General features: G+C 60.1%; 19 protein-coding genes. 5 read left to right on the top strand and 14 right to left on the bottom strand.

Annotated elements, in window-relative coordinates; all coding sequences use genetic code 11:
- Nucleotides 1–173 precede the first annotated feature (173 nt).
- Together treR and ACYYKW_RS17395 are read left to right on the top strand one after the other, a co-directional pair.
- Nucleotides 174–878, top strand: coding sequence for a trehalose operon repressor (treR, locus tag ACYYKW_RS17400; protein ID WP_093098614.1), 705 nt, complete (start codon nt 174–176; stop codon nt 876–878).
- Between the two features lie 116 nt (nt 879–994).
- Nucleotides 995–4,123: a membrane-targeted effector domain-containing toxin gene (locus tag ACYYKW_RS17395; RefSeq protein WP_464990647.1), complete on the top strand. Its 3,129-nt coding sequence runs from the start codon at nt 995–997 to the stop codon at nt 4,121–4,123.
- Nucleotides 4,124–4,308: 185 nt separating this feature from the next.
- On the opposite strand, the gene ACYYKW_RS17390 is transcribed toward ACYYKW_RS17395, so the two are convergent.
- From ACYYKW_RS17390 to ACYYKW_RS17370, 5 genes are all read right to left on the bottom strand, one after another.
- On the bottom strand, nt 4,309–4,707 hold the full coding sequence (locus ACYYKW_RS17390) for a type II toxin-antitoxin system death-on-curing family toxin (RefSeq protein ID WP_093098608.1): 399 nt from the start codon (nt 4,705–4,707) through the stop codon (nt 4,309–4,311).
- Nucleotides 4,708–5,074: 367 nt separating this feature from the next.
- Entirely contained in the window at nt 5,075–6,652 is a 1,578-nt protein-coding gene (gene guaA, locus ACYYKW_RS17385) for a glutamine-hydrolyzing GMP synthase (RefSeq protein ID WP_042608327.1), read from the bottom strand.
- A gap of 80 nt (nt 6,653–6,732) precedes the next feature.
- The gene (gene guaB / locus ACYYKW_RS17380; RefSeq protein ID WP_093098602.1) at nt 6,733–8,202 is read right to left on the bottom strand and encodes an IMP dehydrogenase; all 1,470 of its coding nucleotides are present in this window, start codon (nt 8,200–8,202) and stop codon (nt 6,733–6,735) included.
- A gap of 105 nt (nt 8,203–8,307) precedes the next feature.
- Nucleotides 8,308–8,856 (bottom strand): sugar ABC transporter ATPase, encoded by a 549-nt coding sequence (locus ACYYKW_RS17375; RefSeq protein WP_336355462.1) that lies wholly within the window; start codon nt 8,854–8,856, stop codon nt 8,308–8,310.
- Between the two features lie 162 nt (nt 8,857–9,018).
- A complete protein-coding gene (locus ACYYKW_RS17370; protein ID WP_464990646.1) occupies nt 9,019–9,786 on the bottom strand; it encodes a sulfite exporter TauE/SafE family protein in 768 nt (255 codons plus the stop codon).
- Nucleotides 9,787–9,963: 177 nt separating this feature from the next.
- Here ACYYKW_RS17370 and xseA point away from each other — a divergent pair, with 177 nt between their 5' ends.
- The 3 genes from xseA to leuA all read left to right on the top strand — a co-directional run bounded on the left by xseA (nt 9,964) and on the right by leuA (nt 14,312).
- Entirely contained in the window at nt 9,964–11,343 is a 1,380-nt protein-coding gene (gene xseA / locus ACYYKW_RS17365; protein ID WP_090286002.1) for an exodeoxyribonuclease VII large subunit, read from the top strand.
- A 3-nt stretch (nt 11,344–11,346) separates the two neighbouring features.
- Entirely contained in the window at nt 11,347–12,168 is an 822-nt protein-coding gene (locus ACYYKW_RS17360; protein ID WP_464990645.1) for a peptidoglycan DD-metalloendopeptidase family protein, read from the top strand.
- 464 nt (nt 12,169–12,632) lie between these two features.
- Nucleotides 12,633–14,312, top strand: a complete 1,680-nt coding sequence (gene leuA / locus ACYYKW_RS17355) for a 2-isopropylmalate synthase (RefSeq protein ID WP_090286008.1) — start codon at nt 12,633–12,635, stop codon at nt 14,310–14,312.
- A gap of 186 nt (nt 14,313–14,498) precedes the next feature.
- Here the strand turns inward: leuA and ACYYKW_RS17350 are convergent, their stop codons facing one another.
- From ACYYKW_RS17350 to pilW, 9 genes are all read right to left on the bottom strand, one after another.
- The gene (locus ACYYKW_RS17350; RefSeq protein WP_464990644.1) at nt 14,499–15,290 is read right to left on the bottom strand and encodes an amidohydrolase; all 792 of its coding nucleotides are present in this window, start codon (nt 15,288–15,290) and stop codon (nt 14,499–14,501) included.
- On the bottom strand, nt 15,278–16,426 hold the full coding sequence (locus ACYYKW_RS17345; protein WP_093098586.1) for a pyridoxal phosphate-dependent aminotransferase: 1,149 nt from the start codon (nt 16,424–16,426) through the stop codon (nt 15,278–15,280). Before ACYYKW_RS17345 ends, ACYYKW_RS17350 begins: the two co-directional genes overlap by 13 nt.
- 173 nt (nt 16,427–16,599) lie before the next feature.
- Nucleotides 16,600–18,072, bottom strand: a complete 1,473-nt coding sequence (der, locus tag ACYYKW_RS17340) for a ribosome biogenesis GTPase Der (protein ID WP_090286015.1) — start codon at nt 18,070–18,072, stop codon at nt 16,600–16,602.
- Between the two features lie 212 nt (nt 18,073–18,284).
- On the bottom strand, nt 18,285–19,436 hold the full coding sequence (bamB, locus tag ACYYKW_RS17335; protein ID WP_336355383.1) for an outer membrane protein assembly factor BamB: 1,152 nt from the start codon (nt 19,434–19,436) through the stop codon (nt 18,285–18,287).
- A complete protein-coding gene (locus ACYYKW_RS17330; protein WP_090286019.1) occupies nt 19,429–20,070 on the bottom strand; it encodes a tetratricopeptide repeat protein in 642 nt (213 codons plus the stop codon). Before ACYYKW_RS17330 ends, bamB begins: the two co-directional genes overlap by 8 nt.
- 41 nt (nt 20,071–20,111) lie before the next feature.
- Complete coding sequence (gene hisS, locus ACYYKW_RS17325; protein ID WP_090286022.1) at nt 20,112–21,401, bottom strand: histidine--tRNA ligase; 1,290 nt, start codon at nt 21,399–21,401, stop codon at nt 20,112–20,114.
- A gap of 22 nt (nt 21,402–21,423) precedes the next feature.
- Entirely contained in the window at nt 21,424–22,533 is a 1,110-nt protein-coding gene (gene ispG / locus ACYYKW_RS17320; RefSeq protein WP_090286025.1) for a flavodoxin-dependent (E)-4-hydroxy-3-methylbut-2-enyl-diphosphate synthase, read from the bottom strand.
- Nucleotides 22,534–22,536: 3 nt separating this feature from the next.
- Entirely contained in the window at nt 22,537–23,577 is a 1,041-nt protein-coding gene (locus ACYYKW_RS17315) for a RodZ domain-containing protein (RefSeq protein WP_464990643.1), read from the bottom strand.
- Nucleotides 23,577–24,335 (bottom strand): type IV pilus biogenesis/stability protein PilW, encoded by a 759-nt coding sequence (pilW, locus tag ACYYKW_RS17310; RefSeq protein ID WP_090286029.1) that lies wholly within the window; start codon nt 24,333–24,335, stop codon nt 23,577–23,579. The genes ACYYKW_RS17315 and pilW overlap by 1 nt, the downstream gene beginning before the upstream one ends.

The following is a 24,335-nucleotide window of genomic DNA, read 5'->3' as shown; positions in this document are numbered from 1 at the left end:
AGACGAGTTAATGCAACAACTCGTCTGTACGAGTTTGTTTGTGCATATTCCCGCCAGACCAACGGCGAATTTTCCTACTTGGCCCTAGGCCGATTTCTATCGTCCACATGGACAAAGCCCTACCCTGGCCTTAAGGTTCAAGGCTTTGAGCAGCCTCGGCACCGAGCCCATCCATGAGCAAATACAACCAGATCTACAACGATCTGCTGGCCAGCATCACCACTGAACGCCTGGAGCGCGGTGCCCGCCTGCCGTCCGAAACCGAGCTCATGGACAGCTACCAGGCCAGCCGCGGCACGGTGCGCAAGGCGATCGAACTGCTGCAGGAACGCGGCTTCGCCCAGAAAATCCACGGCAAAGGCACCTTCGTACTTTCGACCAACCCGATCGAGTTTCAGCTCGGCGGCATCGTTAGCTTCCAGGAGACCTACCCGCGCCTGGGCAACGACGTCAGCACCGAAGTGGTCGAGTTGAGTCAGTTCGCCCTCGAAGGCGCCCTGCTCGAACACATCCATGCCGAACCCGGCAGCCTGATCACGCGGATCAAGCGCGTGCGGCGGATTGACGGCAAACGGGTGATCCTCGACATCAACCACTTCGTCAGCGACGTTATTCCCGGGCTGTCTCTGGATATCGCTGAGCAGTCGATCTACGCCCACATCGAGCAGACCCTGCAATTACAGATCGCCTACGCCCAGCGCACCATCGAAGCCGTACCGCGCAGCAAGGACGATCAACTGCATCTGGACCTCGACGGCCAGAGCCACGTCATCGTGGTCAGCAACCAGACCTTTCTGCAGGACGGCCGCCAGTTCGAATACACCGAATCACGGCATACGCTGGACAAGTTCTATTTTTCGGATGTGGCGCGGCGTTGATACACGCGACTGCCTTCGCAGAGCCTCCACAGAACACCCGACGATAGCCGGGTAACGCACTCGCCCTGGGCGAGTCAGTCATGCTCGATCCTTGTTTTCTCAAGGATGAAAAACTCATGACCGCTCCCGAACGCCGTCTGCTGCCCAACGCAGCAGACAAAACCGCCCTGAAAGCCCTCGCCACGACCCTCGTGACGACCTGCCCGGGTCTGTATGACGCGGCGCGTCAAGTTGCCAGCGAACTGCTGATGGCCAAAGGTCTGTCCGACCTCGATCCCGACCGGGTGTATTTCCATCGTTTCAAAACTGCGCAGAGCAGCACGCTGACCTTTACCGGTTGGGAACATTTGCTGGAAAAGCCCTACGAAACGCTGACCCTCACGCAACTGGTCATTCATCGCTTTCGCGCGACAGATCAAGACAACGCCGACCTGCTCGGCCTCTACGGTGGCTTTTATTCGGAGGGACCGGACGCCGAGAATTTCAATCAAGGCAATGAAGTGCGCTTGCTTGGCAGCGATGTTCTGAAAGTGTTCTGGGAAATCGATTTCAGTACGCGCTACACCGCGCAATTAAGCAAATTCTGGCAAACCTCGGCGGATGACTTTCGCGTCCTGGCCAAGTGCAGTTTCCTCAGTCAGGCGGTGCAGGCGCTGCAACAGAATGAACTTGAAGGCGATGATTTTCAGCGCATCATTGCCTCGGTCATCGGGCCGATAACCTGGCCCGTCACCCTGCAGATGCTGCAAGCGACCTACCCGGTCGGCGCTGAAGTACGCGCAATGGATGTCGATGGTCACGTTGCCACCGATGTGCTGCGTCTGGTGGAAGACAGCGGCCGGCAGACCCTTTACCTGCCAGGCGAATCCCCGGCTTTTCGCTTGATGGACACGGAGGCTGATCTGCATTGGTGGCTGCTTGAGCAGATGAATTACGAGGACAAACGCAGCGCATTCCTCAAGCATTTCCCGCTCGCCGAGAGTCACCGCATCAGCGAGAACCTCACCGATCTGATGAACCGCCTGGTGAGCGCCTGGGGCCATAGCAATCACCAGATGATCAATCGCAGCAATGTCGCTGTCGCCGGTGACGCGTTCACCTGGTTAAGCGAATCGACGCGCAGCGCCATGGTCGCCGAGGCACAGCTGGTGCTGACCTCCAACAGCGACCTGCGCAAAAAACTCTGGACAGGTTATTTGAGCGCCGGTCTGAAAGTATTCGGCCCGATGGCGGCGGTGGGCTGGCCTGCGGCGTTGCCGTTGATCGGCGCGAGCATCGCCAACATGGGGCTGAACATCGATCAGGCCGTCAATGGCACCACAGCCGCCGAACGCAAAACGGGTCTTGCCAATGCAGTGCTCAACAGTATCGAAATTGTGTTGGATGTGCCGTTTCTGATCGGCACGGGTGCGCAGCTGGAAGTCGGCCCGCAGGTCGAGTTTGCCGAAGCCGAAGAAATGGCCGGGTTGGTCGAGTTCACTTCGGCGAACACGCCTCTCCTGCCCCCCGTGGAGCCGCCGCCAGCCACGGTGGTTGAAGAAGCCAACAATGAGTTGGCAAACGACCTTCCCATCGAAACGCCCCCCGCCACACCCGCCACACCCGCCCCGACCTCCACGACCGCCGCTGCCCCCGTGCCAGGCATTCCTATTCGCTACCGATGCAACGAGGTACTGGTACCGGACACCGTCCAGGCGGCCCCAGGGAAATTTGAAGGTATCTACCGTCTCGACAAGGAGCCACGCTACGCGATCAAAATCGGCGACGACGCGTATTACGTGCGCTACTTTGACGACTCCGAGGAGAGCGGCCACTGGGCGATCGTCGATCCTGAGCGCCCCAATCAGTTCGCGTATTCGCTGCCCGTACGCTTCGGTGCTGGCGGCAAGTGGCAACGCCTACCTGCGTTGCGGCTCAGGGGCGGCGGTCAATGCATGGGCAAGGCTTGCATACCGGACGCCGACACGACCTCCGAGCCGTCTTCCACAACGCCTTCGCCGGAGCTGCCGTTGGTCGAGCCGATTCCCTCGTCTGCCCGTCCGCTGCGTCTGGTCACGCCGCTTCACGAAGTGAAGGGGATGGACATGCCGGCACTCAGAAGGTGGGCGATGAACCTGCCTGACTCCCCCGTTACGCTGCCCGGCGCCGCCCGCGACAATCGATCGACTGCCGAGGCGTTCGCCGTCTACTTCGGCGAAAAGCGCGCCAGTCTGCTCAACGAGGCCAAGGAGTTCTACTCGGAACTGAGCTGGGCCAACCTGCCCCCACGGCCGGTCATCCCGCAGGTCACTCCGGCGATGCCGACGGGAGAACTGATTGACAGCATTTTCGCCAACAGCAATGGCCTGGTGATTGGCGAAACGCTGGATCGCATCGCCAGCATGCGCTTCATGATCGAGAACATGCCGGCGTTCGCACGGCACATCAATATGCTCTATGTCCGTGGATTGCTCAGTGATTTTGCTCAGACTGATCTCAACGAATTCTTCCTGTCGGGAGAGATGTCGCAGGACCTGCGTACCTATCTGAGCAGCCTAGGCACCGACCCCAATGCAAGGTTCAACATCCTTGAGCTGGTGAAGACCGCACAGGCAAATGGCGTCCGGGTCCAGGGCCTGGATGTTGCTCATAGCTACAAGCCGAAGGTACCGCTTACCTCGATTGAAGAACAGCTAATACGCATTCGCCTGAGCAGCCGAATCATAAGGGGTGACGCAATTCTCAACAGACCCGGCAAATGGGTTGCCTTGAGCGAGGCAACGGATACCAATACGTTCAGAAGTTTGCCGGGAATAAGCGAACACATGGGCGGCATCGGATTACGGATCGAGGAGGTCTCGTCCGCAGGAGAAGCAGGCGTCAGTATCGATTCCGGCCTGAAAGTCGCGCGCGGCCCGTTTGATAACGGCGCATCGACCCGCGCCTCCTCAGACGTGCTCTACGCTGACCTGCGTTTGCAGGTCGAATCACCTGTACCGCAATGGACGCCTGCCGCGCAGGAAAAGCTGCTGCATCGCAATGGCATGTTTCTGATCGAAAAAAACCAGAATGCCTACACACTGGTACGCCGCGACAGCTCAGGCAATCTGGTGCGAACAGCGGTGAATAGCCGGAGGGACGGCCAGGTCTACATTTGGGCCCAGTCGATGCCTCGAATCAGCGGCATCATGTTCCGCGACCTCGCCGCGCTATCCGAACGGCTGATAGAGATCGGCCTGACCCTGCAAAGTCGCCTGCCCACCTGAATCGCTTGCAGGCTCATGAAACGAAAAAACCCTTGGCTTGAGGCCAAGGGTTTTTTGTTAATCGAGCTGCTGAGGGAATAGTTCTACAAAATTAACAACAGAAGATGAAAATCCATCAAGCCAATATTATTGCTTATCAAAACTTCAGCTAATCAAGCCAGTAACCATGACAAGAACTCCAGATACTAAGTCTGACTTTGAGAAGCCCTGAAGCTGGAGTAAAGAATATCAGCAAAGTCTTGCTCGTTAATATCCCCAGTAACCAAGTCTCTAACGGCATCCGCTAGCAGATCATTGTCCAAGGTAATTTCATAATCATTTAGAGAAAGGTATTCGAGGCCGACTGCAAGCCCGGTGCGCTTGTTGGCATCGGGCAATGCGTGGCCCTGCGCGATGCTGGCAGTGTATTTGGCGGCAATTTCGAATACATCATCGAGGCCATTATAAGCAATCGCGTTGTCGATTCTGGCCAGCGCACCTTGCAGGATTGGAATATTTATCCGCCCTCTCATGCCGGGCTCGGTAGTCAAAATCTGAGTGTTTATTTCAACGACCCGCTCAAATGGAAAGAAGATCAATTCCATTACATGTCAGCCAGCTTCTTGAAAGTCTTCTGGTGAGTTCTGAGAACGAGCTTCGTTTCTGAGTAAACGATCTGCTTACCTTGGTCACCACCCAAGTCCAGCTTTTTGGTGGCTTTGATTTTAGGCCTCTCCACTATGGATACACCATAGGTATTCAGCTTGTTGTTCATGGATTGGATACCCCAAACGGCTTGATCATTCTGCTACACAAGGTAGCACACCAAGAGGCAAGACACACCGAGCCACCGGTAGCGTCGCGCTCGTCCGGTTGTAATGAAATGTTTTTCGGAAAGTACGAAACGCAAAAATGCGAAAGCCCGCAATTCAGCGGGCTTTCTTGATTACAGACTTTTTGGCATGCGCAGGATCACTCCCACTCAATCGTCGCCGGTGGCTTGCTCGACACGTCGTAGGTGACGCGCGAAATGCCTTCGATTTCATTGATGATGCGGCCGGAGACGGTTTCCAGCAGTTCGTAAGGCAGGTGTGCCCAACGCGCGGTCATGAAGTCGATGGTTTCTACGGCTCGCAGGGCCACGACCCAGGCGTAACGACGGCCGTCGCCGACCACGCCCACCGATTTGACTGGCTGGAACACCACGAAAGCCTGGCTGACCTTGTGGTACCAGTCGGCCTTGCGCAGTTCTTCGATGAAGATGTGGTCGGCACGACGCAGCAGGTCGGCGTACTCCTTCTTCACTTCGCCGAGGATACGCACGCCCAAGCCCGGGCCCGGGAACGGGTGACGGTAGACCATGTCGTACGGCAGGCCGAGTTCCAGGCCCAGACGACGGACTTCGTCCTTGAACAGTTCGCGCAGTGGCTCGACCAGTTTCAGGTTCATCTCTTCCGGCAGGCCGCCCACGTTGTGGTGCGACTTGATCACGTGAGCCTTGCCGCTTTTTGCGCCAGCCGACTCGATCACGTCCGGGTAGATGGTGCCCTGAGCGAGGTATTTGATGTTTTCCAGTTTGTTGGACTGGGCATCGAACACGTCGATGAAGGTACGGCCAATGATCTTGCGCTTCTTCTCCGGGTCGGCTTCGCCGGCCAGGTTGTTGAGGAACTGCTCTTCGGCGTTGGCGCGGATCACCTTGACGCCCATGTTCTCGGCGAACATGGCCATCACTTGCTCGCCTTCGTGCAGACGCAGCAGGCCGTTGTCGACGAACACGCAGGTCAGTTGATCACCGATGGCTTTGTGCAGCAGCGCAGCAACGACCGAGGAGTCGACACCGCCGGACAGGCCCAACAGGACGTTGTCGGTGCCGACCTGAGCGCGGATGTTGGCGATCGCGTCTTCAGCGATTTTCGACGGCGTCCATAGGGCTTCGCAGCCGCAGATGTCGAGCACGAAACGCGAGAGGATGCGGCCACCCTGCTTGGTGTGGGTCACTTCCGGGTGGAACTGCACGCCGTAGTACGCGCGATCGTCGTTGAACATGCCGGCGATCGGGCAACTCGGGGTGCTGGCGAGGATGTGGAAGTCTTCCGGCATCTTCGTGACTTTGTCACCGTGGCTCATCCACACGTCGAGGCCGAACAGGCCGTCGGCGTCGATGTGGTCTTCGATGCCGTCGAGCAGACGGCTCTTGCCGACCACGTCAACGCGGGCGTAACCGAACTCACGCAGCTCGGAACCTTCAACCTTGCCGCCCAGTTGCTCGGCCATGGTCTGCATGCCGTAGCAGATACCGAAAACCGGCACGCCCAGGTCGAACACGGCCTGTGGGCAGCGCGGGCTGTTGGCTTCGTGCACGGACTCGGGGCCGCCGGCGAGGATGACGCCTTTAGGGGCGAATTCGCGGATCGCATCTTCGTCCATGTCGAACGGGTGCAGTTCGCAGTACACGCCGATCTCGCGCACGCGGCGCGCAATCAGCTGGGTGTATTGCGAACCGAAGTCGAGGATCAGGATGCGGTGAGCGTGAATGTCGAGGGCCATGACTCATTCTCATGTAGTGAATCAGAAACAACTCGGGGCTGAATGAACAGCCCCGGTGATTTAACGTTTTGCTGAAAGCCTCAACCTACGCGGTAGTTTGGCGCTTCCTTGGTGATCTGCACGTCGTGAACGTGGGATTCGGCCATGCCGGCACCGGTGATCCGCACGAACTCAGGCTTGGTGCGCATTTCTTCGATGTTGGCGCTGCCGGTGTAACCCATCGAGGAACGCAGACCGCCCATCAACTGGTGAATGATCGCGCTCAGGGTGCCTTTGTACGGCACGCGGCCTTCGATGCCTTCCGGTACCAGCTTCTCGGCGCCGGCCGAGGAATCCTGGAAGTAACGGTCGGAAGACCCTTGGGCCTGGGACATGGCACCCAGCGAACCCATGCCGCGATAAGCCTTGTACGAACGGCCCTGGAACAGTTCGATCTCGCCCGGGGCTTCTTCAGTACCGGCGAACATCGAACCCATCATCACGCAGGACGCACCGGCGACGATGGCCTTGGACAGGTCACCGGAGAAACGGATGCCGCCGTCGGCGATCAACGGCACGCCAGTGCCTTCAAGGGCGGCGGCGACGTTGGCGATCGCGCTGATTTGCGGCACGCCGACACCGGCGACGATACGGGTTGTGCAGATCGAGCCAGGGCCGATACCGACCTTGACCGCATCGGCGCCCGCCTCGGCCAGCGCCTTGGCAGCGGCGCCGGTGGCGATGTTGCCGCCGATCACCTGCACTTCAGGGAAGTTCTCTTTGACCCAGCGAACGCGGTCGATCACGCCTTTGGAATGCCCGTGCGCGGTGTCGACCACCACCACGTCCACGCCAGCGTTGACCAATGCGGTGACGCGATCACCGGTGTCTTTACCGGTGCCGACCGCCGCGCCGACACGCAGACGACCTTGATCGTCCTTGCTGGCCAGCGGGTAGGCTTTGGCTTTTTCGATGTCGTTGACGGTCATCATGCCTTTGAGGGCGAATTTGTCGTCGACGATCAGCACGCGCTCGATGCGGTGCTTGTGCAGCAGTTCGCGTACGTCGTTCTTGTTGGCGCCTTCCTTGACCGTGACCAGACGCTCTTTAGGCGTCATCACTTCGCGGACAGTGGCTTCCAGACGGTTTTCGAAACGTACGTCACGGGAAGTGACGATGCCGACCAGGTCGCCATCGTGCAGTACCGGAACGCCGGAAATATTGTGCAGACGGGTCAGTTCGAACAGATCACGCACCGTGGCATCGGCCTCGATGGTGATGGGATCCTTGACCACACCGGCTTCGAACTTCTTGACCTTGCGCACTTCGGCAGCTTGCTGCTCGATGGTCATGTTCTTGTGGATAATGCCGATGCCACCTTCCTGAGCCATGGCGATTGCCAGACGGGCTTCAGTAACGGTGTCCATGGCGGCAGAAACCAGAGGAATATTCAGTTCGATGCCACGGGTAAGACGGGTCTTGAGACTGACTTCGTTGGGAAGTACCTCGGAATAACCGGGCACTAGGAGAATGTCGTCGAATGTCAGAGCTTCTTGGCTGATACGCAGCATCGCGGGGGCTCCCGAGCGGGAAAATGGAAGCGCGCCATTATAGTCAGACACCCCCTGCTGTTCAATGTAAAACTCAGTCTAATTGATAGAAGGAAAAGCCCGGCCCTACAGCTCCACCTTGACCCACGAGACAGGTTGATCGAGCCAGTCGGCGAACTCGTCGATAAAGCTCTGCTTGAACCCGGCCCCCAACCAATTGTTGAAGATGAAACCGAGGTTGGAAAACGCGCATTCCTGCAAGAACAGGAACCCGTTGATGTCGTCTTCGTGCCCGCATTCGGGGCAGGTGAAATTGTCGGTGCGACCGGGAAACCAGTCTTCCAGACTTTCGAACAGCGCTTCGCCGACTTCGCGGCGGCATTCGGCGCAACCGGCTTCTTCGAGAAAGCCTTTGGCCGGGGTATAGATGCAGCGCTTGGTGATGATCTCCAGGCCATTGATTGGCTCACCGAACGGTAGCGCTTCGGGGTGCAGCACCACCGCGCGGGCGCCGTCGGCGATGGCGTGGGCCATGCGGTTGCCGGTGCGCCCGCAGGTGGTCAGTTGTTCTTCGACAATGTTCTTGCGCACCAGCCACCGCACGATCGCCCGCGCCCGGGGTTCGTGCACCGGCAGGGTGGAGATTTTCGGGACGATGATGCTTTGCGTGTTCATGGTCGAGCCTGCTGAAAATACCGGGAAAACCTTGTAGGCCTTCGCCTGCTCGCGATAGCGGTCTGTCAGTGACTTCAATGCAAACTGATACACCGCTATCGCGAGCAGGCGAAGGCCTACAAAGGAAATGCGGCCGGCAGCTTAATCCCTGACAAAATCCGGTCAAGTGTTGAAATAACGCCCGATCAGAGCAATCCCGCAGGCCAGCACCAGCCACGTCACCAGCCGCACAAACGCTTCGCGCGACAACTTCATGCTCAGTCGCCGGCCGATCCACAAGCCCAGCGCCATCGCCGGCAACAGGCACAGCGCCAATATCAACAAGGGTAGCTCGGCATACACGCCCGCGATAATGAACAGACTCAGGCGCACCACGGTGCTGCAACTGATCAGCGCACTTTGCGTGGCCCGCGCGGCTTCTTTGGATAAGCGGCTGTTGAGATAGATCGCGTAGAGAAACCCGCCACTGCCAAACAACGCACCGAACAACCCGCCCACCGTACCCATCGGCACGGCCCATGCCGCCGACAACTGCGCCGGCCGCGCTTTGACCCAAAGGCTATAGACCGCATAGGCGCTGATGAACAACCCCATCAATAACAGCAGCACATCGGACTTGAGGTTGAGCAGAAAGATCACCCCCAGCGTGCAACCGATCGCCATGCACGGCAGCAGCCGTAACAACTCCGGCTTGGCAACATCGCGCCGCGACGGCAGCAAATTGCCGAACGCTGCGACGAAGTCCAGCAGCACCAGCAGCGGCACGATCTTCGACAGCGGCATGAACAGGATCAGAATCGGCCCCGCGACCAGCGCCGTACCGAAACCGGCGATGCCGAAGACGATGTAGGCCAAAGCAATGCCCAGCCCGATCGCCGCCCAACCGCCCGCGCCCCATGACCACGCCCCCAACAGCTCCATAATGTCCATCGGCCCGCATCCTTTATAAGGCCGCTGACTGTACCATCCCCCTGTAGGCCTTCGCCTGCTCGCGATAGCGGCGGGTCAGACACATCAATATATGCTGACACACCGCTATCGCGAGCAGGCGAAGGCCTACAGGGGATTGGTGGTGATCCGACGGCAAATGCCTTTAAACTGCGCCCCATGATTAAAGATCCCTTTGCAAGACTCGGCCTGGACCGTGAAGTCCTGACCGTCAGCCAGCTCAACGGCCGCGCGCGGGTGTTGCTGGAAGACGTGTTCAGCAACATCTGGGTCGAAGGTGAAATTTCCAACCTCGCCCGCCCGGCGTCGGGGCATGTGTATTTCACTCTCAAGGACAGCGGCGCCCAAGTGCGTTGCGCGTTGTTCCGGCAAAACGCCGCGCGGGTGCGTCAGGCGTTGAAGGACGGCTTGGCGGTGAAAGTGCGCGGCAAGGTCTCGCTGTTCGAAGGCCGTGGCGACTACCAGCTGATTCTCGACACGGTAGAACCGGCCGGTGACGGCGCGTTGCGCCTGGCCTTCGATGCGCTGAAGGAAAAACTCAGCGCCGAAGGTCTGTTCAGCGCCGAACGCAAAGTGCCGCTGCCGGCTCATCCGCAGCGCATCGGCATCATCAGTTCGCCGACCGGCGCGGTGATTCGCGACATCATCAGTGTGTTCCGCCGCCGCGCGCCGCAGATCCAGTTGACGTTGATTCCCACCGCCGTACAGGGCCGCGAAGCCACCGCGCAAATCGTCCGCGCGTTGAAAATGGCCGATGCTCGCGGTTTCGACGCGTTGATCCTCGCCCGTGGCGGCGGTTCGCTGGAAGATCTCTGGTGCTTCAACGAGGAAGCCGTCGCGCGTGCCGTCGATGCCTGCGTGACGCCGATCGTCAGCGCCGTTGGACATGAAACCGACGTATCGATCAGCGACTTTGTCGCCGACGTGCGTGCGCCGACACCGTCCGCCGCAGCCGAACTGCTTGCGCCAGACTCGAGCCATTTGATCCGTCAGGTCGAAAGCCTGCATCGCCGTCTGGTGATGCGCATGCGTGATCGTTTGATGCGCGACCGCCTGCGGCTGGAAGGCATGGCCCGGCGTTTGCGTCATCCCGGTGAGCGTTTGCGCCAGCAGGCGCAGCGTCTGGATGATCTGGACATGCGCATGCGCCGGGCGTTCGAGCGTCATCTCAACACCCGCCGCGAACGCCTGATCCGCCTGGAAACCCGCCTCGCCGGGCAACATCCGGGTCGCCAGTTGGCGATGCTGCGCCAGCGTCTCGACAGCCTCGCCGACCGCTTGCCCCGGGCCATGCGTGAAGGCCTGAAAAACCGTCGTCTGCAACTGCACAGCCAGATGCAGACCCTGCATGTGGTCAGCCCGCTGGCAACCCTCGGTCGTGGCTACAGCATTTTGCTCGACGAACGCGGCCACGCGATCCGCGACGCCGCGCAGACCCACACCGGCCAGCGCCTTAAAGCCAAACTGGGCGAAGGCGAACTGCAAGTGCGCGTCGAGGATAACCACCTGACGCCCGTCACCCTCTCTTTACTGGACTGATCCATGCCGCGCTTTATCGCTCCGCTGCTGTTGCTGTGCCTGACCTTCAACGCCCACGCCGACAGTTACATCACTCGCCTGCTGAACAAACCAGTGCCGGGCGGCGTCGCGGTGGTGGATCTGGGTGCGGCAGCACAAGCGCCGAAAGCCACGTATCAGGGCAAACCGGTGCTGGTGGTGAAAGAACAGAACAACTGGCTGGCGATCGTCGGCGTGCCGCTGACCGTCAAACCCGGTGCGCAGCAGATCAGCAGCAGCGGCCGGACTTTGCCGTTCACCGTCGGCAGCAAGAAATACCCGGAGCAGCGCATCACCCTGAAGAACAAGCAGCAGGTCAATCCGGATCAGTCGAACCTTAAACGCATCGAGGGCGAACTGGCCGAGCAGATCAAGGCCTACCGCAGCTTCAGCCCGAACACGCCGAGCAACCTGCTGCTGGACAAACCAGTCAACGGGCCGCTGTCGAGCAAGTTCGGTGTGCGCCGTTTCTTCAATGGCGAAGAACGCAACCCCCACGCCGGTCTCGACTTCGCCGTGCCAGCCGGCACGCCGATCAAGACGCCGGCGGCGGGCAAGGTGATTTTGATCGGTAACTACTTTTTCAACGGCAACACCGTGTTCGTCGACCATGGCCAGGGCTTTATCAGCATGTTCTGCCATATGTCGAAGATCGACGTGAAGAACGGCCAGCAACTGGCCCGTGGCGCGGTGGTCGGCAAGGTCGGCGCCACCGGCCGGGCGACCGGGCCGCACATGCACTGGAATGTCAGCCTGAATGATGCGCGGGTGGATCCGGCGATTTTCATTGGTGCCTTCCAGCCTTGAATCATGGTTGAGGCTGATGGCCTCATCGCTAGCAGGCTAGCTCCCACAGGGGTTTTGTGTCGTGAACACCATCCCCTGTGGGAGCCAGCCTGCTGGCGATGACTGACTCACTGACACCTTCAATCCTTCAGAAACCCTACCACTCTCGATTGCGCCCCATCCAGACCTCGCGCAAACATCCCGAACATCCTCGCCTTCCAGCACAATAAAATCTCGCAGAACCCGGCTTTCCGAGGATTCCTCTCAATTTTTTTCGACTGCTTGCCATCCTCCCCCCTCGCGGTTAGGGTTGAGGGCATGAAAACCTCTCACACCCTCATTCAGCTTCGCCAGCACCGCAGCCTGTGCCTCGTCAGCGCACGACTGCCAGGCTGAATCGCTGCGCCTCGTCCTACGCTTTTCCAAGAACATTCGTTCAACCGGCAGGCCGCCTCTTTTCGGCCCAGACAACAAGGAATTTCCCGATGAGCATGCTCAAAGACCCGTCTTCGAAATACCGCGCGTTTCCCGTCATCAACCTGCCGGATCGCACCTGGCCGTCGAAGACCATCGACACCGCGCCGATCTGGTGCAGCTCCGACCTGCGTGACGGCAACCAGTCGCTGATCGAACCGATGGACGCGGCGAAGAAGCTGCGCTTCTGGAAAACCCTGGTTCAAGTGGGTGTGAAGGAAATCGAAGCGTCATTCCCGGCGGCTTCGCAAACCGACTTCGACTTCGTGCGCACCCTGATCGAAGAAGGCCACATTCCGGACGACACCACCATTCAGGTGCTGACCCAGGGCCGTGAAGACCTCATCGAGCGCACCTTCGAATCCCTGCGCGGGGCGAAGAAAGCCATCGTTCACCTCTATAACGCTACATCGCCGTCGTTCCGTCGCATCGTGTTCAACCAGGACAAGGACGGCATCAAGGCCATCGCGGTCAACGCGGCCAAGCTGTTCGTCAAATATGCAGCGATGCAGCCGGACACCGAGTGGACCTTCGAATACTCCCCGGAAACCTTCAGCGCCACTGAGCTGGAGTTCGCCAAGGAAGTCTGTGACGCGGTGATCGAGGTGTGGAACCCGACGCCTGAGCACAAGATGATCCTCAACCTGCCAGCCACCGTTGAATGCGCGACGCCAAACGTCTACGCCGACCAGATCGAGTGGTTCGGCCGCAACATCAACCGTCGTGACAGCGTGATCATCAGCCTGCACACCCACAACGACCGTGGCACCGGCGTTGCGGCGACCGAGCTGGGCCTGATGGCCGGCGCCGACCGCGTCGAAGGCTGCCTGTTCGGCAACGGCGAGCGCACCGGTAACGTCGACCTCGTCACCGTCGCGCTGAACATGTACACCCAGGGCCTCGATCCGCAGCTGGATTTCTCCGACATCGATGGCGTGCGCAAAGTGGTAGAGGAGTGCAACCAGATCCAGGTTCACCCACGTCACCCGTACGTTGGCGACCTGGTCCACACCGCGTTCTCCGGCTCGCACCAAGATGCGATCCGCAAAGGCTTCTCCCAGCAGAAACCGGACGCCCTTTGGGAAGTCCCGTACCTGCCGATCGACCCGGCCGACATCGGCCGCAGCTACGAGGCGGTGATCCGCGTCAACAGCCAGTCGGGCAAGGGCGGCATCGCCTACTTGCTGGAGCAGGAATATGGCATCAGCCTGCCGCGTCGCATGCAGATCGAATTCAGCCAGGTGGTGCAGCGTGAAACCGACCGTCTCGGCCTGGAAATGACCGCCAAGCAGATTCACTCGCTGTTGATCAGCGAATACCTGCAAGCCAACACCCCGTACGCGCTGGTCAGCCATCGCCTGCAAGAAGAAAACGGCAACAGCGCCGTCGAAGTGGAAGTGGCGAGCAAGGGTCAGGGCGAAACCAACCTGCACTGGCGCGGCAAGGGCAACGGTGCCCTGGAAGCACTGGTGGCCGGCTTGCCGGTTCCGGTGGAAATCATGGATTACAACGAACACGCGATCGGCGCTGGCACCAACGCCAAAGCGGCGGCCTACATCGAGCTGCGCGTGAACGGCGAACGTGCGGTGCATGGCGTGGGGATCGATGAGAACATCACCACCGCCAGCTTCAAGGCACTGTTCAGCGCCCTGAACCGCTCGCTGAGCCAGCCAGAGGCGAAAGCGGCTTGATTGCTCGCTGAAATGCAAAAGGCCCCGGAGTGAAAGCTTCGGGGCCTTTTTCTTGCCTGAGTCTTTTGTGCCGCCTTCACCGGCCCCATCGCTAGCAGGCTAGCTCCCACAGGGATTTGTGTTGTGAACGCAACCCCTGTGGGAGCCAGCCTGCTGGCGATAGCGCCCTGTCAGGCACTGGAAACCTCAGGTGAACTCGAAGGTGTCGGCATCCAGATTCGCCGGAAACCGTTCGCGGTAAGCCGCCAACGGCGCTGCCTCCAGCACCACCTTGAACACCCCGTCCGCCTCCCCCGCCGCCAGCAACGTCTCGCCCTGGAAATCCAGCACCTGACTGTCGCCGGTGTAGGCGAAGCCCTTGCCATCGGTGCCCACGCGATTCACCGCTGCCACATAGCAGAGGTTTTCGATGGCCCGAGCCGGTAACAGGCGATTCCAGTGCAGACGCCGTGCACCCGGCCAATTGGCGGTGTACAGCAGCAGGTCGGTGTCCTGGGCGTCGCGACTCCACACCGGGAAACGCAGGTCGTAGCAAATCAGCGGGCGAATACGCCAGCCTTTCAATTCGAACTGCACCTGACGCTCACCGGGGGTGTAATGGTTGTGTTCACCGGCCATGCGGAACAGATGGCGCTTGTCGTAATGCAGCACCTCACCGTCCGGGCGCGCCCACAGCAGACGGTTGCGATGGCTGCCGTCTGCCGCCTGAATGATCACGCTGCCAGTGATCACCGCGTCGAATTTCGCCGCCTGCGCCCGCAACCATTTGCTGGTCGGGCCGTTCTCGGCTTCGGCAAGGGTTTGCGATTCCATGGAAAAACCGGTGGTGAACATTTCCGGCAAGATAATCAGATCGGCACCACGCGCCTGCTCCAGCAGCCCCTCGAAATGCTCGAGGTTGGCCTGGCGGTCATGCCAGGCCAGGCTGGTCTGGATCAGCGCCAGGTTGAGGTCTGGCAACGCACTCAGATCACGCATAGTTTTGCCGCCGCTTCACGCAGCGTCTCCTCGCGTTTGGCAAAGCACAGACGCACCAGGCGCTGGCCTTGCGGCGGTTTCTGGTAGAACACCGACACCGGAATACTCGCCACGCCATGTTCGCGGGTCATCCACAGGGCCATCTCGACATCATTCAGGTCTGGGCGAATCTGCGAATAGTCGACCAGTTGGAAATACGTACCGGTGACCCGAGTGAAACTGAAGCGCGACGGCGCCAGCAGGTCGCAGAACAAGTCGCGCTTGGCCTGATAGAAACCCGGCAGCTCTTCGACGTGCTCAGGGTGCTCGGCCATGTAATCGGCCAGCGCGTATTGCAGCGGCGTGACACCGCAGAAACTCACGTACTGATGCACCTTGCGCAGTTCGGCAGTAAGCGCTGGCGGTGCGACGACATAGCCGGTTTTCCAGCCGGTGACGTGGTAGGTCTTGCCGAACGAGCTGACCACGAATGCGCGCTGATACAGCTCCTCATGAGCCAGCACGCTGACATGCGGCACGCCGTCGAAAACCAGGTGCTCATAGACTTCGTCGCTGATCACATAGATGTCGCGATCACGAATCAACGCGGCCAGCTGATCCAGTTCGGCACGACTGATCAGCGCGCCACTCGGGTTGTGCGGGGTGTTGAGAATGATCATCCGCGTGCGCGGCGTCAGGGCTGCACTGAGCTGATCGAAATCGATGGAGAAATCCTTCAGGCCCAACTGCACATGCACGCAGCGGCCGCCGGCCAGTTCCACCGCTGGCTCATAGCTGTCGTAAGCCGGGTCGAAGACGATGACTTCGTCGCCGCTGTGGATAACCGCCTGAATGGCGCAGAAGATCGCTTGCGTGGCACCGGGCGTGACGGTCACTTCGTGATCGGCATCGACAGTGGCGCCGTAGCTGCGCGCGATTTTCGCGGCAATCTGCTGACGCAGCGCCGGCAGGCCGGTCATCGGCGAATACTGGTTATGGCCGCTGGCGATATGCCGACCCACCGCGTCACGCAGCGACTGCGGGCCGTCGAAATCCGGAAAACCCTGAGACAGGTTGATCGCCCCGGTCTGCGCCGCGAGCTGAGACATCTGCGTGAAAATGGTGATGCCGACATTCGGCAGCTTGCTGGTGATCATCGGAAGCCCCTTGCAGGTGAAATGCAAGTTTCAAGCGGCAGGCGACAAGATTCAAGCGGCAAGTTACAAGCTTCAAGCTGCAAGCCAAGTTCACCGCCCACAAAAAAGGGCGCCGTACGGAGCCCTCTTTGCTTTTACTTGAAGCTTGCAGCTCGAAACTTGAAGCTGCTTTTTTATTTCTTGTCGCGGCGTTTCTTGCTGGCTTTCTTGTTGTGCGACATCAAGCGACGCTTCTTGTTGACCTGGCGGTCGGTCAGCGTGTTCTTGTTGCCTTCGTACGGGTTTTCGCCGCCCTTGAACTCGATGCGGATCGGCGTACCGACCAGCTTCAGCACACGGCGGTAAGTGTTTTCCAGATAGCGCACGTACGACTTCGGCACTTTCTCGATCTGGTTACCGTGGATCACGATGATCGGCGGGTTGGCACCGCCCAAGTGCGCATAACGCAGCTTGATCCGGCGGTTGTTGACCATCGGAGGCGCGTGCTCACCTACCGCATCTTCCAGGATCTGGGTCAGACGGTTGGTCGGCCAGCGGGTGACCGCCGACTTGAACGAGTTCTGTACGGAAGCGTAGAGGTTGCCCACGCCGGTGCCGTGTAGCGCCGAGATGAAGTGAATGTCGGCGTAGTCAACGAAGAACAGTCGACGTTGCAGCTCGACCTTGACGAAGTCGCGCTCGCTCGGCGTCATGCCGTCCCACTTGTTGATCGCGATCACCAGCGCACGACCGGATTCGATGGCGAAGCCCAGCAGGTTGAGGTCGTGGTCGACCACACCTTCGCGGGCGTCCATCACGAAGATCACTACGTTGGCGTCTTTGATCGCTTGCAGGGTTTTGACCACGGAGAACTTTTCGACTTCTTCGTGGATCTTGCCGCGCTTGCGCACACCGGCGGTGTCGATCAGCGTGTACTTTTCTTCGTTGCGTTCAAACGGGATGTAGATACTGTCGCGGGTGGTGCCGGGCTGGTCATAAACGATCACCCGGTCTTCACCGAGCATGCGGTTGACCAGGGTCGATTTACCGACGTTCGGACGACCGATGATGGCGATCTTGATCCCGTCTTTTTCGCTCGGGCCAGGAATGCGCTTGGCTTCCTCGCCTTCGGCAACGATCTCTTCCTCTTCGCCTTCAGCCGGCTCGTCATCGTCTCGCGGGAAGTCGCTCAGGGCGGCTTCGAGCAACTGCGTGATGCCACGGCCATGAGCACCGGCGATCGGGATCGCGTGGCCCATGCCCAGCGGGGCAAATTCGGCGCGAGCCATTTCCGGGTCGATGTTGTCGACCTTGTTGGCGACCACGTGTGAACGCTTGTTACGCTTGCGCAGGTGTTCGGCGATCATCTGGTCGGCGGCGGTGAAACCGGCCTTGGCATCTACCAGGAACAGCACAACGTCTGCTTCTTCAATGGCCAGCAGCGACTGCTCGGCCATTTTTTCGTCCATACCATGTTCGTCACCGGAGATACCGCCGGTGTCGATCAGAATGTAGGAACGCCCTTGCCACTTGGCCTCACCGTACTGGCGATCACGGGTCAGACCGGACAGGTCGCCGACGATGGCGTCGCGAGTCCGAGTCAGGCGGTTGAACAAGGTGGACTTGCCGACGTTCGGTCGGCCCACCAGGGCGATTACGGGAACCATGCGGCTCTCCACTTCGTTATTTCAGAAAATACAAAAGCCGCTGCGAGGCAGCGGCTGGTGCTCGGGGCAACACTGTGGGAGCGGGCCTGTTCGCGAAAAACGGCAACAGCATCGCGTTCATTCAGGCTGTACGCGTCGACCTTGACGCTTTTCGCGAGCAGGCTCGCTCCTACAAGTGAAGCTGCCTGGGGTGTCAACCCCAAGCATAGTTGTTACTTGATGGTCAGGGCTTCCAGTTTGCCGCTGTTGCCATACACATAAATCGTGTCGCCCACCACCAGCGGACGGGCACGCAGGCCGTCGCTGTCGATGCGCTCACGGCCGACGAAACGACCGTCAACCTGACTCAGCAGGTGCAGATAACCTTCCAGGTCACCCACTGCAACATAGCTGGAGAACACTTCCGGAGCCGACAGCTGGCGGCGAGCCAGCGCATCGTTGCTCCACAACGCGGTGGTGGAACGCTCATCGACGCCTTCAACGGTGCCCGAGGACAGGCTCACGTAGACGCTGCCGAACCCCTGAGCGATACCGGCGTAGCTCGAGGCATCGCGCTGCCAGAGTTGACGACCGCTTTCCACGTCCAGTGCCGCGACGCGTCCCTGATAGCTGGCCACGTACAGCGTACCGCCGGACAGCAGCAGACCGCCGTCGATGTCGACCACGCGCTCCAGTTCCGAACGACCCTGTGGAATGGCGATGCGCTGTTCCCACACCGGCACGCCGTTGGAAATGTCCAGGGCGACCACTTTACCGGTCGACAGGCCAGCCAGCGCCAGACGGTTGGTCACCAGCGGTGCACTGGTGCCCCGCAGGGTCAGTACCGCCGGCGTGCTGTCATACACCCAGCGCTGATTACCGGTGGACGCATCCAGACCGATCAGACGATCGTCCTGGGTCTGCACCACGACCACGTCACCGTTGTTGGCCGGCGGCGCGAGGACTTCGCTGTTGACGCGAGCACGCCACTTCTCTTCACCGTTGCTGGTGTCCAGAGCGACGACTTCGCCACGCAGGGTGCCGATCAACACCAGACCGTAACCCACGCCAACAGCGCCGGAAACAGGCAATTCAAGGTCCTGTTCCCATTTCACGTCGCCATTGCTGCGATCCATGGCCATGACCACGCCGGTGACATCGGCGGCGTAGATGGTGTCACCATCGATCGCCGGTACCAGCATGTTGTAGGTTTCGCCCTGACCGTCACCGATCGAACGACTCCACTGCTTGTGCAGAACCACTTCTTCCTTGAAGTCGGTCAGCTCAGCCGGTGGCAATTCTTTCTTGCTGTTGCTGCTGCAACCCGCGGCCAGAAGGGCCAGAGCCAGCAATGCTGCATGCTTCCAACGGATCACGTCACGCATCCCCTTTGGCCAGGTCGTCGAGCTTGATTTGAAGGCCACCGACTGCCGCTTCATCCGACAGTGCTGCCTTGGCTTTTTGATACGCCTTGTTCGCGTCATCGGTACGGCCCAGCTTCACCAGCAGGTCGCCCTTGAGCTCTTCGCGAGTGGCCAGGAACGCTTTGTCGGCATCGCCGTCGAGCAGTTTCAGGGCGTCTTCGGTTTTGTCCTGCGCACCCAGCACCTGCGCCAGACGCTGACGGGCGATCTCGCCCAGCGCCGGGTTGGCCGGTTTGTCGACGATGGCTTTCAGCTCGGTGGCCGCGTCGTCCAGCTTGCCGCTGTCGACCGCGACCTTGGCGACGAACAGGCTGCCGTACTGCGCGTAGGCAGAACCGCCGAATTCGCTGTTGAGCTTGCCGGCCAGATCCGCAACGCGCGCGGCGTCTGGCTTGCCGTCAGGCGTCAGGGTGGTTTCCAGCAATTGCTGATAGAGCACCGAAGCGCCTTGCGACTGGTTGCTCTGATACTTGTGATAAGCCTGCCAGCCGAACACGATGACCAGCGCCAACAGGCCGCCGGTGACCAGAGGTTTGCCGTTGCGTGTCCACCAGTCCTTCAAATCCGCCAACTGTTCGTCTTCGGTACTCGACACCCCAATACTCCTTAATCGCTAAATCGGCTGTTAAGACAGCTTCAACCCTGCACGACGCAGGTGGCCAGGTGAGCGGCGAGCGCATCCCAGGCAATGCTTTGTTGTTCGCCCTGGCCACGCAGGGGTTTGAAACCTACCACTTGCTGGGCCATCTCGTCGTCGCCGAGGATCAGTGCGTACAGCGCACCGCTCTTGTCGGCTTTCTTGAACTGGCTCTTGAAGCTGCCGGCGCCGGCATTGACTTGCAGGCGCAGGTTTGGAAGTTGATCGCGAATCCGCTCGGCCAGGGCCAGACCGGCCAGCTCCGCCTGCTCACCGAAGGCGCACAGGTAGACGTCAACCTGACGGGAGATTTCTGCCGGGATCTGCTCGAGGGTTTCGAGCATCAACACCAGACGCTCGATGCCCATGGCGAAACCGACGCCGGTGGTCGGCTTGCCGCCCATCTGCTCGACCAGACCATCGTAACGGCCGCCCGCGCACACGGTACCCTGGGCGCCGAGCTTGTCGGTGACCCATTCGAAAACGGTTTTGCTGTAGTAATCGAGGCCGCGCACCAGTTTCGGGTTGAGCACGTATGGAATGCCGACCGCGTCCAGCCGCGCCTTCAGGCCTTCGAAGTGAGCACGGGACTCGTCATCGAGGTAGTCGGCCATTTTCGGCGCATCGACCAGTACCGCCTGAGTGTCGGCGTTCTTGGTGTCGAGCACGCGCAGCGGGTTGGTTTTCAGACGGCGCTGGCTGTCTTCGTCGAGCTTGTCGTGGTGCGCCGAGAGATACTCGACCAGCGCCTCACGATAACGCCCGCGGGACTCGCTGGTGCCAAGGCTGTTGAGTTCGAGCTTGACCGCATCACGAATACCCAGCTCGCCCCACAGGCGCCAGGTCATGATGATCAGTTCGGCGTCGATGTCCGGACCGTCGAGGTTGAACACTTCCAGACCGATCTGGTGGAACTGACGATACCGGCCTTTCTGCGGACGCTCGTGGCGGAACATCGGGCCGATGTACCAGAGTTTCTGCACCTGACCGCCGCCGGTGATGCCGTGTTCGAGCACAGCGCGCACGCACGCCGCCGTACCTTCGGGACGCAAGGTCAGCGAATCGCCGTTGCGGTCTTCGAAGGTGTACATCTCTTTTTCGACGATATCGGTCACTTCACCGATCGAGCGCTTGAACAGCTCGGTGAACTCGACGATCGGCATGCGGATCTGCTTGTAACCGTAGTTGTCCAGCAGACGCGCAACAGTGCCCTCGAAATAACGCCACAGCGGGGTCTGTTCGGGCAGGATGTCGTTCATGCCACGAATGGCTTGCAGAGACTTGCTCACAAAAATTCCTTAATTCGTTCGATCAGCCGCGCGCGATAACCGCTGCGTCAGCTTCGACCTTTTCGGCCGCTTTCTCGCGGATCAGCCGTTCCAGCTCATCCACCAGATTGTCATTCGTCAGTTTCTGCGACGGCTTGCCATCGATGTAAATCAGGTTTGGCGTGCCGCCGGTCAAGCCGATATGGGCTTCCTTGGCTTCGCCGGGGCCGTTGACCACGCAACCGATGACCGCGACATCCAGCGGGACCAGCAGGTCTTCAAGGCGCCCTTCCAGCTCGTTCATGGTTTTCACCACATCGAAGTTCTGCCGCGAGCAGCTCGGGCAGGCGATGAAGTTGATGCCACGGGAACGCAGATGCAAAGACTTGAGAATGTCGTAACCGACCTTCACTTCCTCGACCGGGTCGGCCGCCAGCGAGATGCGGATAGTATCGCCAATCCCTTCGGCGAGCAGCATACCTAGGCCGACGGCGGATTTCACTGTGCCCGAACGCAATCCACCGGCTTCGGTGATACCCAGGTGCAGCGGCTGGACGATTTCTTTCGCCAGCAGGCGGTAGGCTTCGACGGCCATGAACACGTCGGAGGCCTTCACGCTGACCTTGAAGTCCTGGAAATTCAGGCGTTCAAGGTGTTCAACGTGACGCAAGGCGGATTCAACCAGCGCCGCCGGAGTCGGTTCGCCGTATTTCTTTTGCAGGTCTTTTTCCAGCGAGCCGGCGTTGACCCCGATGCGGATCGGGATGCCACGATCACGCGCGGCATCGACCACCGCACGCACACGGTCTTCGCGACCGATGTTGCCCGGGTTGATGCGCAGGCAGTCCACACCCAGTTCGGCCACGCGCAAGGCTATGCGGTAATCGAAGTGAATGTCGGCCACCAGCGGCACCTTGACCAGCTGCTTGATCTTGCCGAACGCCTCGGCGGCGTCCATGTCCGGCACCGAAACGCGAACGATGTCGACGCCGGCGGCTTCCAGACGGTTGATCTGCGCAACGGTGGCGGCGACGTCATTGGTGTCGCTGTTGGTCATGCTCTGCACCGCGATTGGCGCATCGCCGCCCACCGGTACGTTGCCGACCCAGATCTTGCGCGAAACGCGACGTTTGATTGGAGATTCGCCGTGCATGACTTATTGACCCAACTTCAGGCGAGCAGTCTCGCCACTGGTGAACGGAGCGATATCGACCGGCTGGCCGTTGTAGCTGACCTGTGCGGCGCGAGCGACACCCAGGCGGACGTTGAGCGGCGGCTTGCCGGCCACGGTCACGCTGTCGCCTTTGTGTTTCAGACCGCTGAAAATCACCTTGCCACGGCCGTCGGTCACCTGCGCCCAGCAATCGGCGCTGAATTGCAGCTGGACCTGACCTTCGCCGGCAACCGGGGCAGCCGCTTCAGGGCTGGCCGCAGGTGCGACGGGCGCGGTTGGAGCGGCGACGGTTGGCGCCGGCGTTGCGACGTTCGGCGCCGGAGCGGTGGGCGCGGCTACGGATGGCGCAGGGGTATGAGCCGGGGCAGTCGGCGCGACGCTCGGCGCCACCGGTGCTACTGGCGCGGTGGCCGGCGCAGTGGCTTCGGCACCGGTCGATTCGGCGCTGGTTTCGGATTGCGGCAATGCCAGCGCGGTCGAGCTGTCGGCCTGGTTTTCTTCGACAGCCTGGTCTTCCGGCTCGTCGATCGGATGAATCTGCGTGGTGCCGTCCGCTCCTTCAACTTCGACGTGCTCCGGAGCGAGAGCGGCCAGATCCTTGGTGCGCAGCGAGGTCTGATCCTGCCACCAGACGAAACCGCCGCCGATGACCGCGATCAGCAACAGCAGGCTGACGATACGCAAAATGGTGTGGGAAACCCGCACCGGCTCTTCGATACGACCGAGGGCGTGAACGTTGCTGCCCTGCGAATCGGTGCCGGTGGACTGGTCGAATTGCTGGACCAGCACGCTCTGATCCATGCCGAGCAATTTGGCATAGGCGCGAATGTAGCCGCGGGCGAAGGTATGCCCCGGCAGCTTGTCGAACGCGCCGGCTTCAAGATTGCTCAGGGAAGTCACGGTGAGGTTGAGCTTGAGGGCCACTTCGGCCAGCGACCAGCCATTGCTTTCGCGGGCCTGGCGCAGGGTCTCACCGGGGTTAACGCGATTCGCTGCTACAACTTCGGGATGCGCCGCTTTCATCATTGCTCCGACAGGTATTGCTGATATTCCGGCGTACCGGGATAGAGTCGTTTTAATTGCAGGCCGTAACTGGCGGCCTTGTCGCGATCTTCAAACACTTTTGCCAGCCGAACGCCGAGCAATAGACTACGTGCATTCTGTTCGGTCAACTGGCTGAAACGGTCGTAGAAGTCACGCGCGGGCACATAATGCCTGTCTTCGAAGGACAACTCAGCCATTTCCAGCAGCGCGCGCGGTTGTTGACGGTTCAAACGCAGTGCTTTTTCCAGTTGCTGCTGCGCCAGATCGCGCTGCCCAAGCTTCGCTGCAGTCATGCCGAGGTTCTCGAACACCCGCGAACGCTCAGGATACAGGGTATCGGCGGCAGCCTGTTCAAATCGCTCGTAGGCTTCTTTATAGCGCTGTTCTTCGTAGAGAAAACTGCCGTAGTTGTTGAGGATGCGCGCATCGGCGGGACGCGAGGACAAGGCCTTGCGAAAGTGCTCGTCGGCCAGCTGGGGCTCCATCTCGGACTGAAACACCAGACCGAGCGCCGCATTGGCGTCTGGATCGGAATCGTCGAGTTCCAGGGCCTTTTTCAATGGCACCTTGGCCCGCTCGGTCATCCCCTGCTGCAGGTAACCCAGGCCCAACTGCACGTAGGCAGCCCGCGCTTCATCGCGGCCCTTGCTGGTCTTCATCGGGTTGTAGTCACCCGACAGGACACAACCAGCACACAGGCTGGCCAACAGCAACAGCAGCGCAAAGCGCAGGGACAT

The sequence above is a fragment of the Pseudomonas sp. 15C genome, from assembly GCF_055484735.1.
This window is presented reverse-complemented; position numbering and strand designations above follow the sequence as displayed.

Excerpts from the sequence above, each read along its gene's own strand:
- guaB (WP_093098602.1), bottom strand. The coding sequence starts at position 8,202 with ATGCTGCGTATCAGCCAAGAAGCTCTGACATTCGACGACATTCTCCTA.
- xseA (WP_090286002.1), top strand. The coding sequence starts at position 9,964 with ATGATTAAAGATCCCTTTGCAAGACTCGGCCTGGACCGTGAAGTCCTG.
- ACYYKW_RS17395 (WP_464990647.1), top strand. The coding sequence starts at position 995 with ATGACCGCTCCCGAACGCCGTCTGCTGCCCAACGCAGCAGACAAAACC.
- ACYYKW_RS17370 (WP_464990646.1), bottom strand. The coding sequence starts at position 9,786 with ATGGACATTATGGAGCTGTTGGGGGCGTGGTCATGGGGCGCGGGCGGT.
- pilW (WP_090286029.1), bottom strand. The coding sequence starts at position 24,335 with ATGTCCCTGCGCTTTGCGCTGCTGTTGCTGTTGGCCAGCCTGTGTGCT.
- ACYYKW_RS17350 (WP_464990644.1), bottom strand. The coding sequence starts at position 15,290 with ATGCGTGATCTGAGTGCGTTGCCAGACCTCAACCTGGCGCTGATCCAG.
- ACYYKW_RS17375 (WP_336355462.1), bottom strand. The coding sequence starts at position 8,856 with ATGAACACGCAAAGCATCATCGTCCCGAAAATCTCCACCCTGCCGGTG.
- guaA (WP_042608327.1), bottom strand. The coding sequence starts at position 6,652 with ATGGCCCTCGACATTCACGCTCACCGCATCCTGATCCTCGACTTCGGT.
- ispG (WP_090286025.1), bottom strand. The coding sequence starts at position 22,533 with ATGCACGGCGAATCTCCAATCAAACGTCGCGTTTCGCGCAAGATCTGG.
- ACYYKW_RS17360 (WP_464990645.1), top strand. The coding sequence starts at position 11,347 with ATGCCGCGCTTTATCGCTCCGCTGCTGTTGCTGTGCCTGACCTTCAAC.
- ACYYKW_RS17315 (WP_464990643.1), bottom strand. The coding sequence starts at position 23,577 with ATGAAAGCGGCGCATCCCGAAGTTGTAGCAGCGAATCGCGTTAACCCC.
- treR (WP_093098614.1), top strand. The coding sequence starts at position 174 with ATGAGCAAATACAACCAGATCTACAACGATCTGCTGGCCAGCATCACC.
- ACYYKW_RS17390 (WP_093098608.1), bottom strand. The coding sequence starts at position 4,707 with ATGGAATTGATCTTCTTTCCATTTGAGCGGGTCGTTGAAATAAACACT.
- bamB (WP_336355383.1), bottom strand. The coding sequence starts at position 19,436 with ATGCGTGACGTGATCCGTTGGAAGCATGCAGCATTGCTGGCTCTGGCC.
- leuA (WP_090286008.1), top strand. The coding sequence starts at position 12,633 with ATGAGCATGCTCAAAGACCCGTCTTCGAAATACCGCGCGTTTCCCGTC.
- der (WP_090286015.1), bottom strand. The coding sequence starts at position 18,072 with ATGGTTCCCGTAATCGCCCTGGTGGGCCGACCGAACGTCGGCAAGTCC.
- ACYYKW_RS17345 (WP_093098586.1), bottom strand. The coding sequence starts at position 16,426 with ATGATCACCAGCAAGCTGCCGAATGTCGGCATCACCATTTTCACGCAG.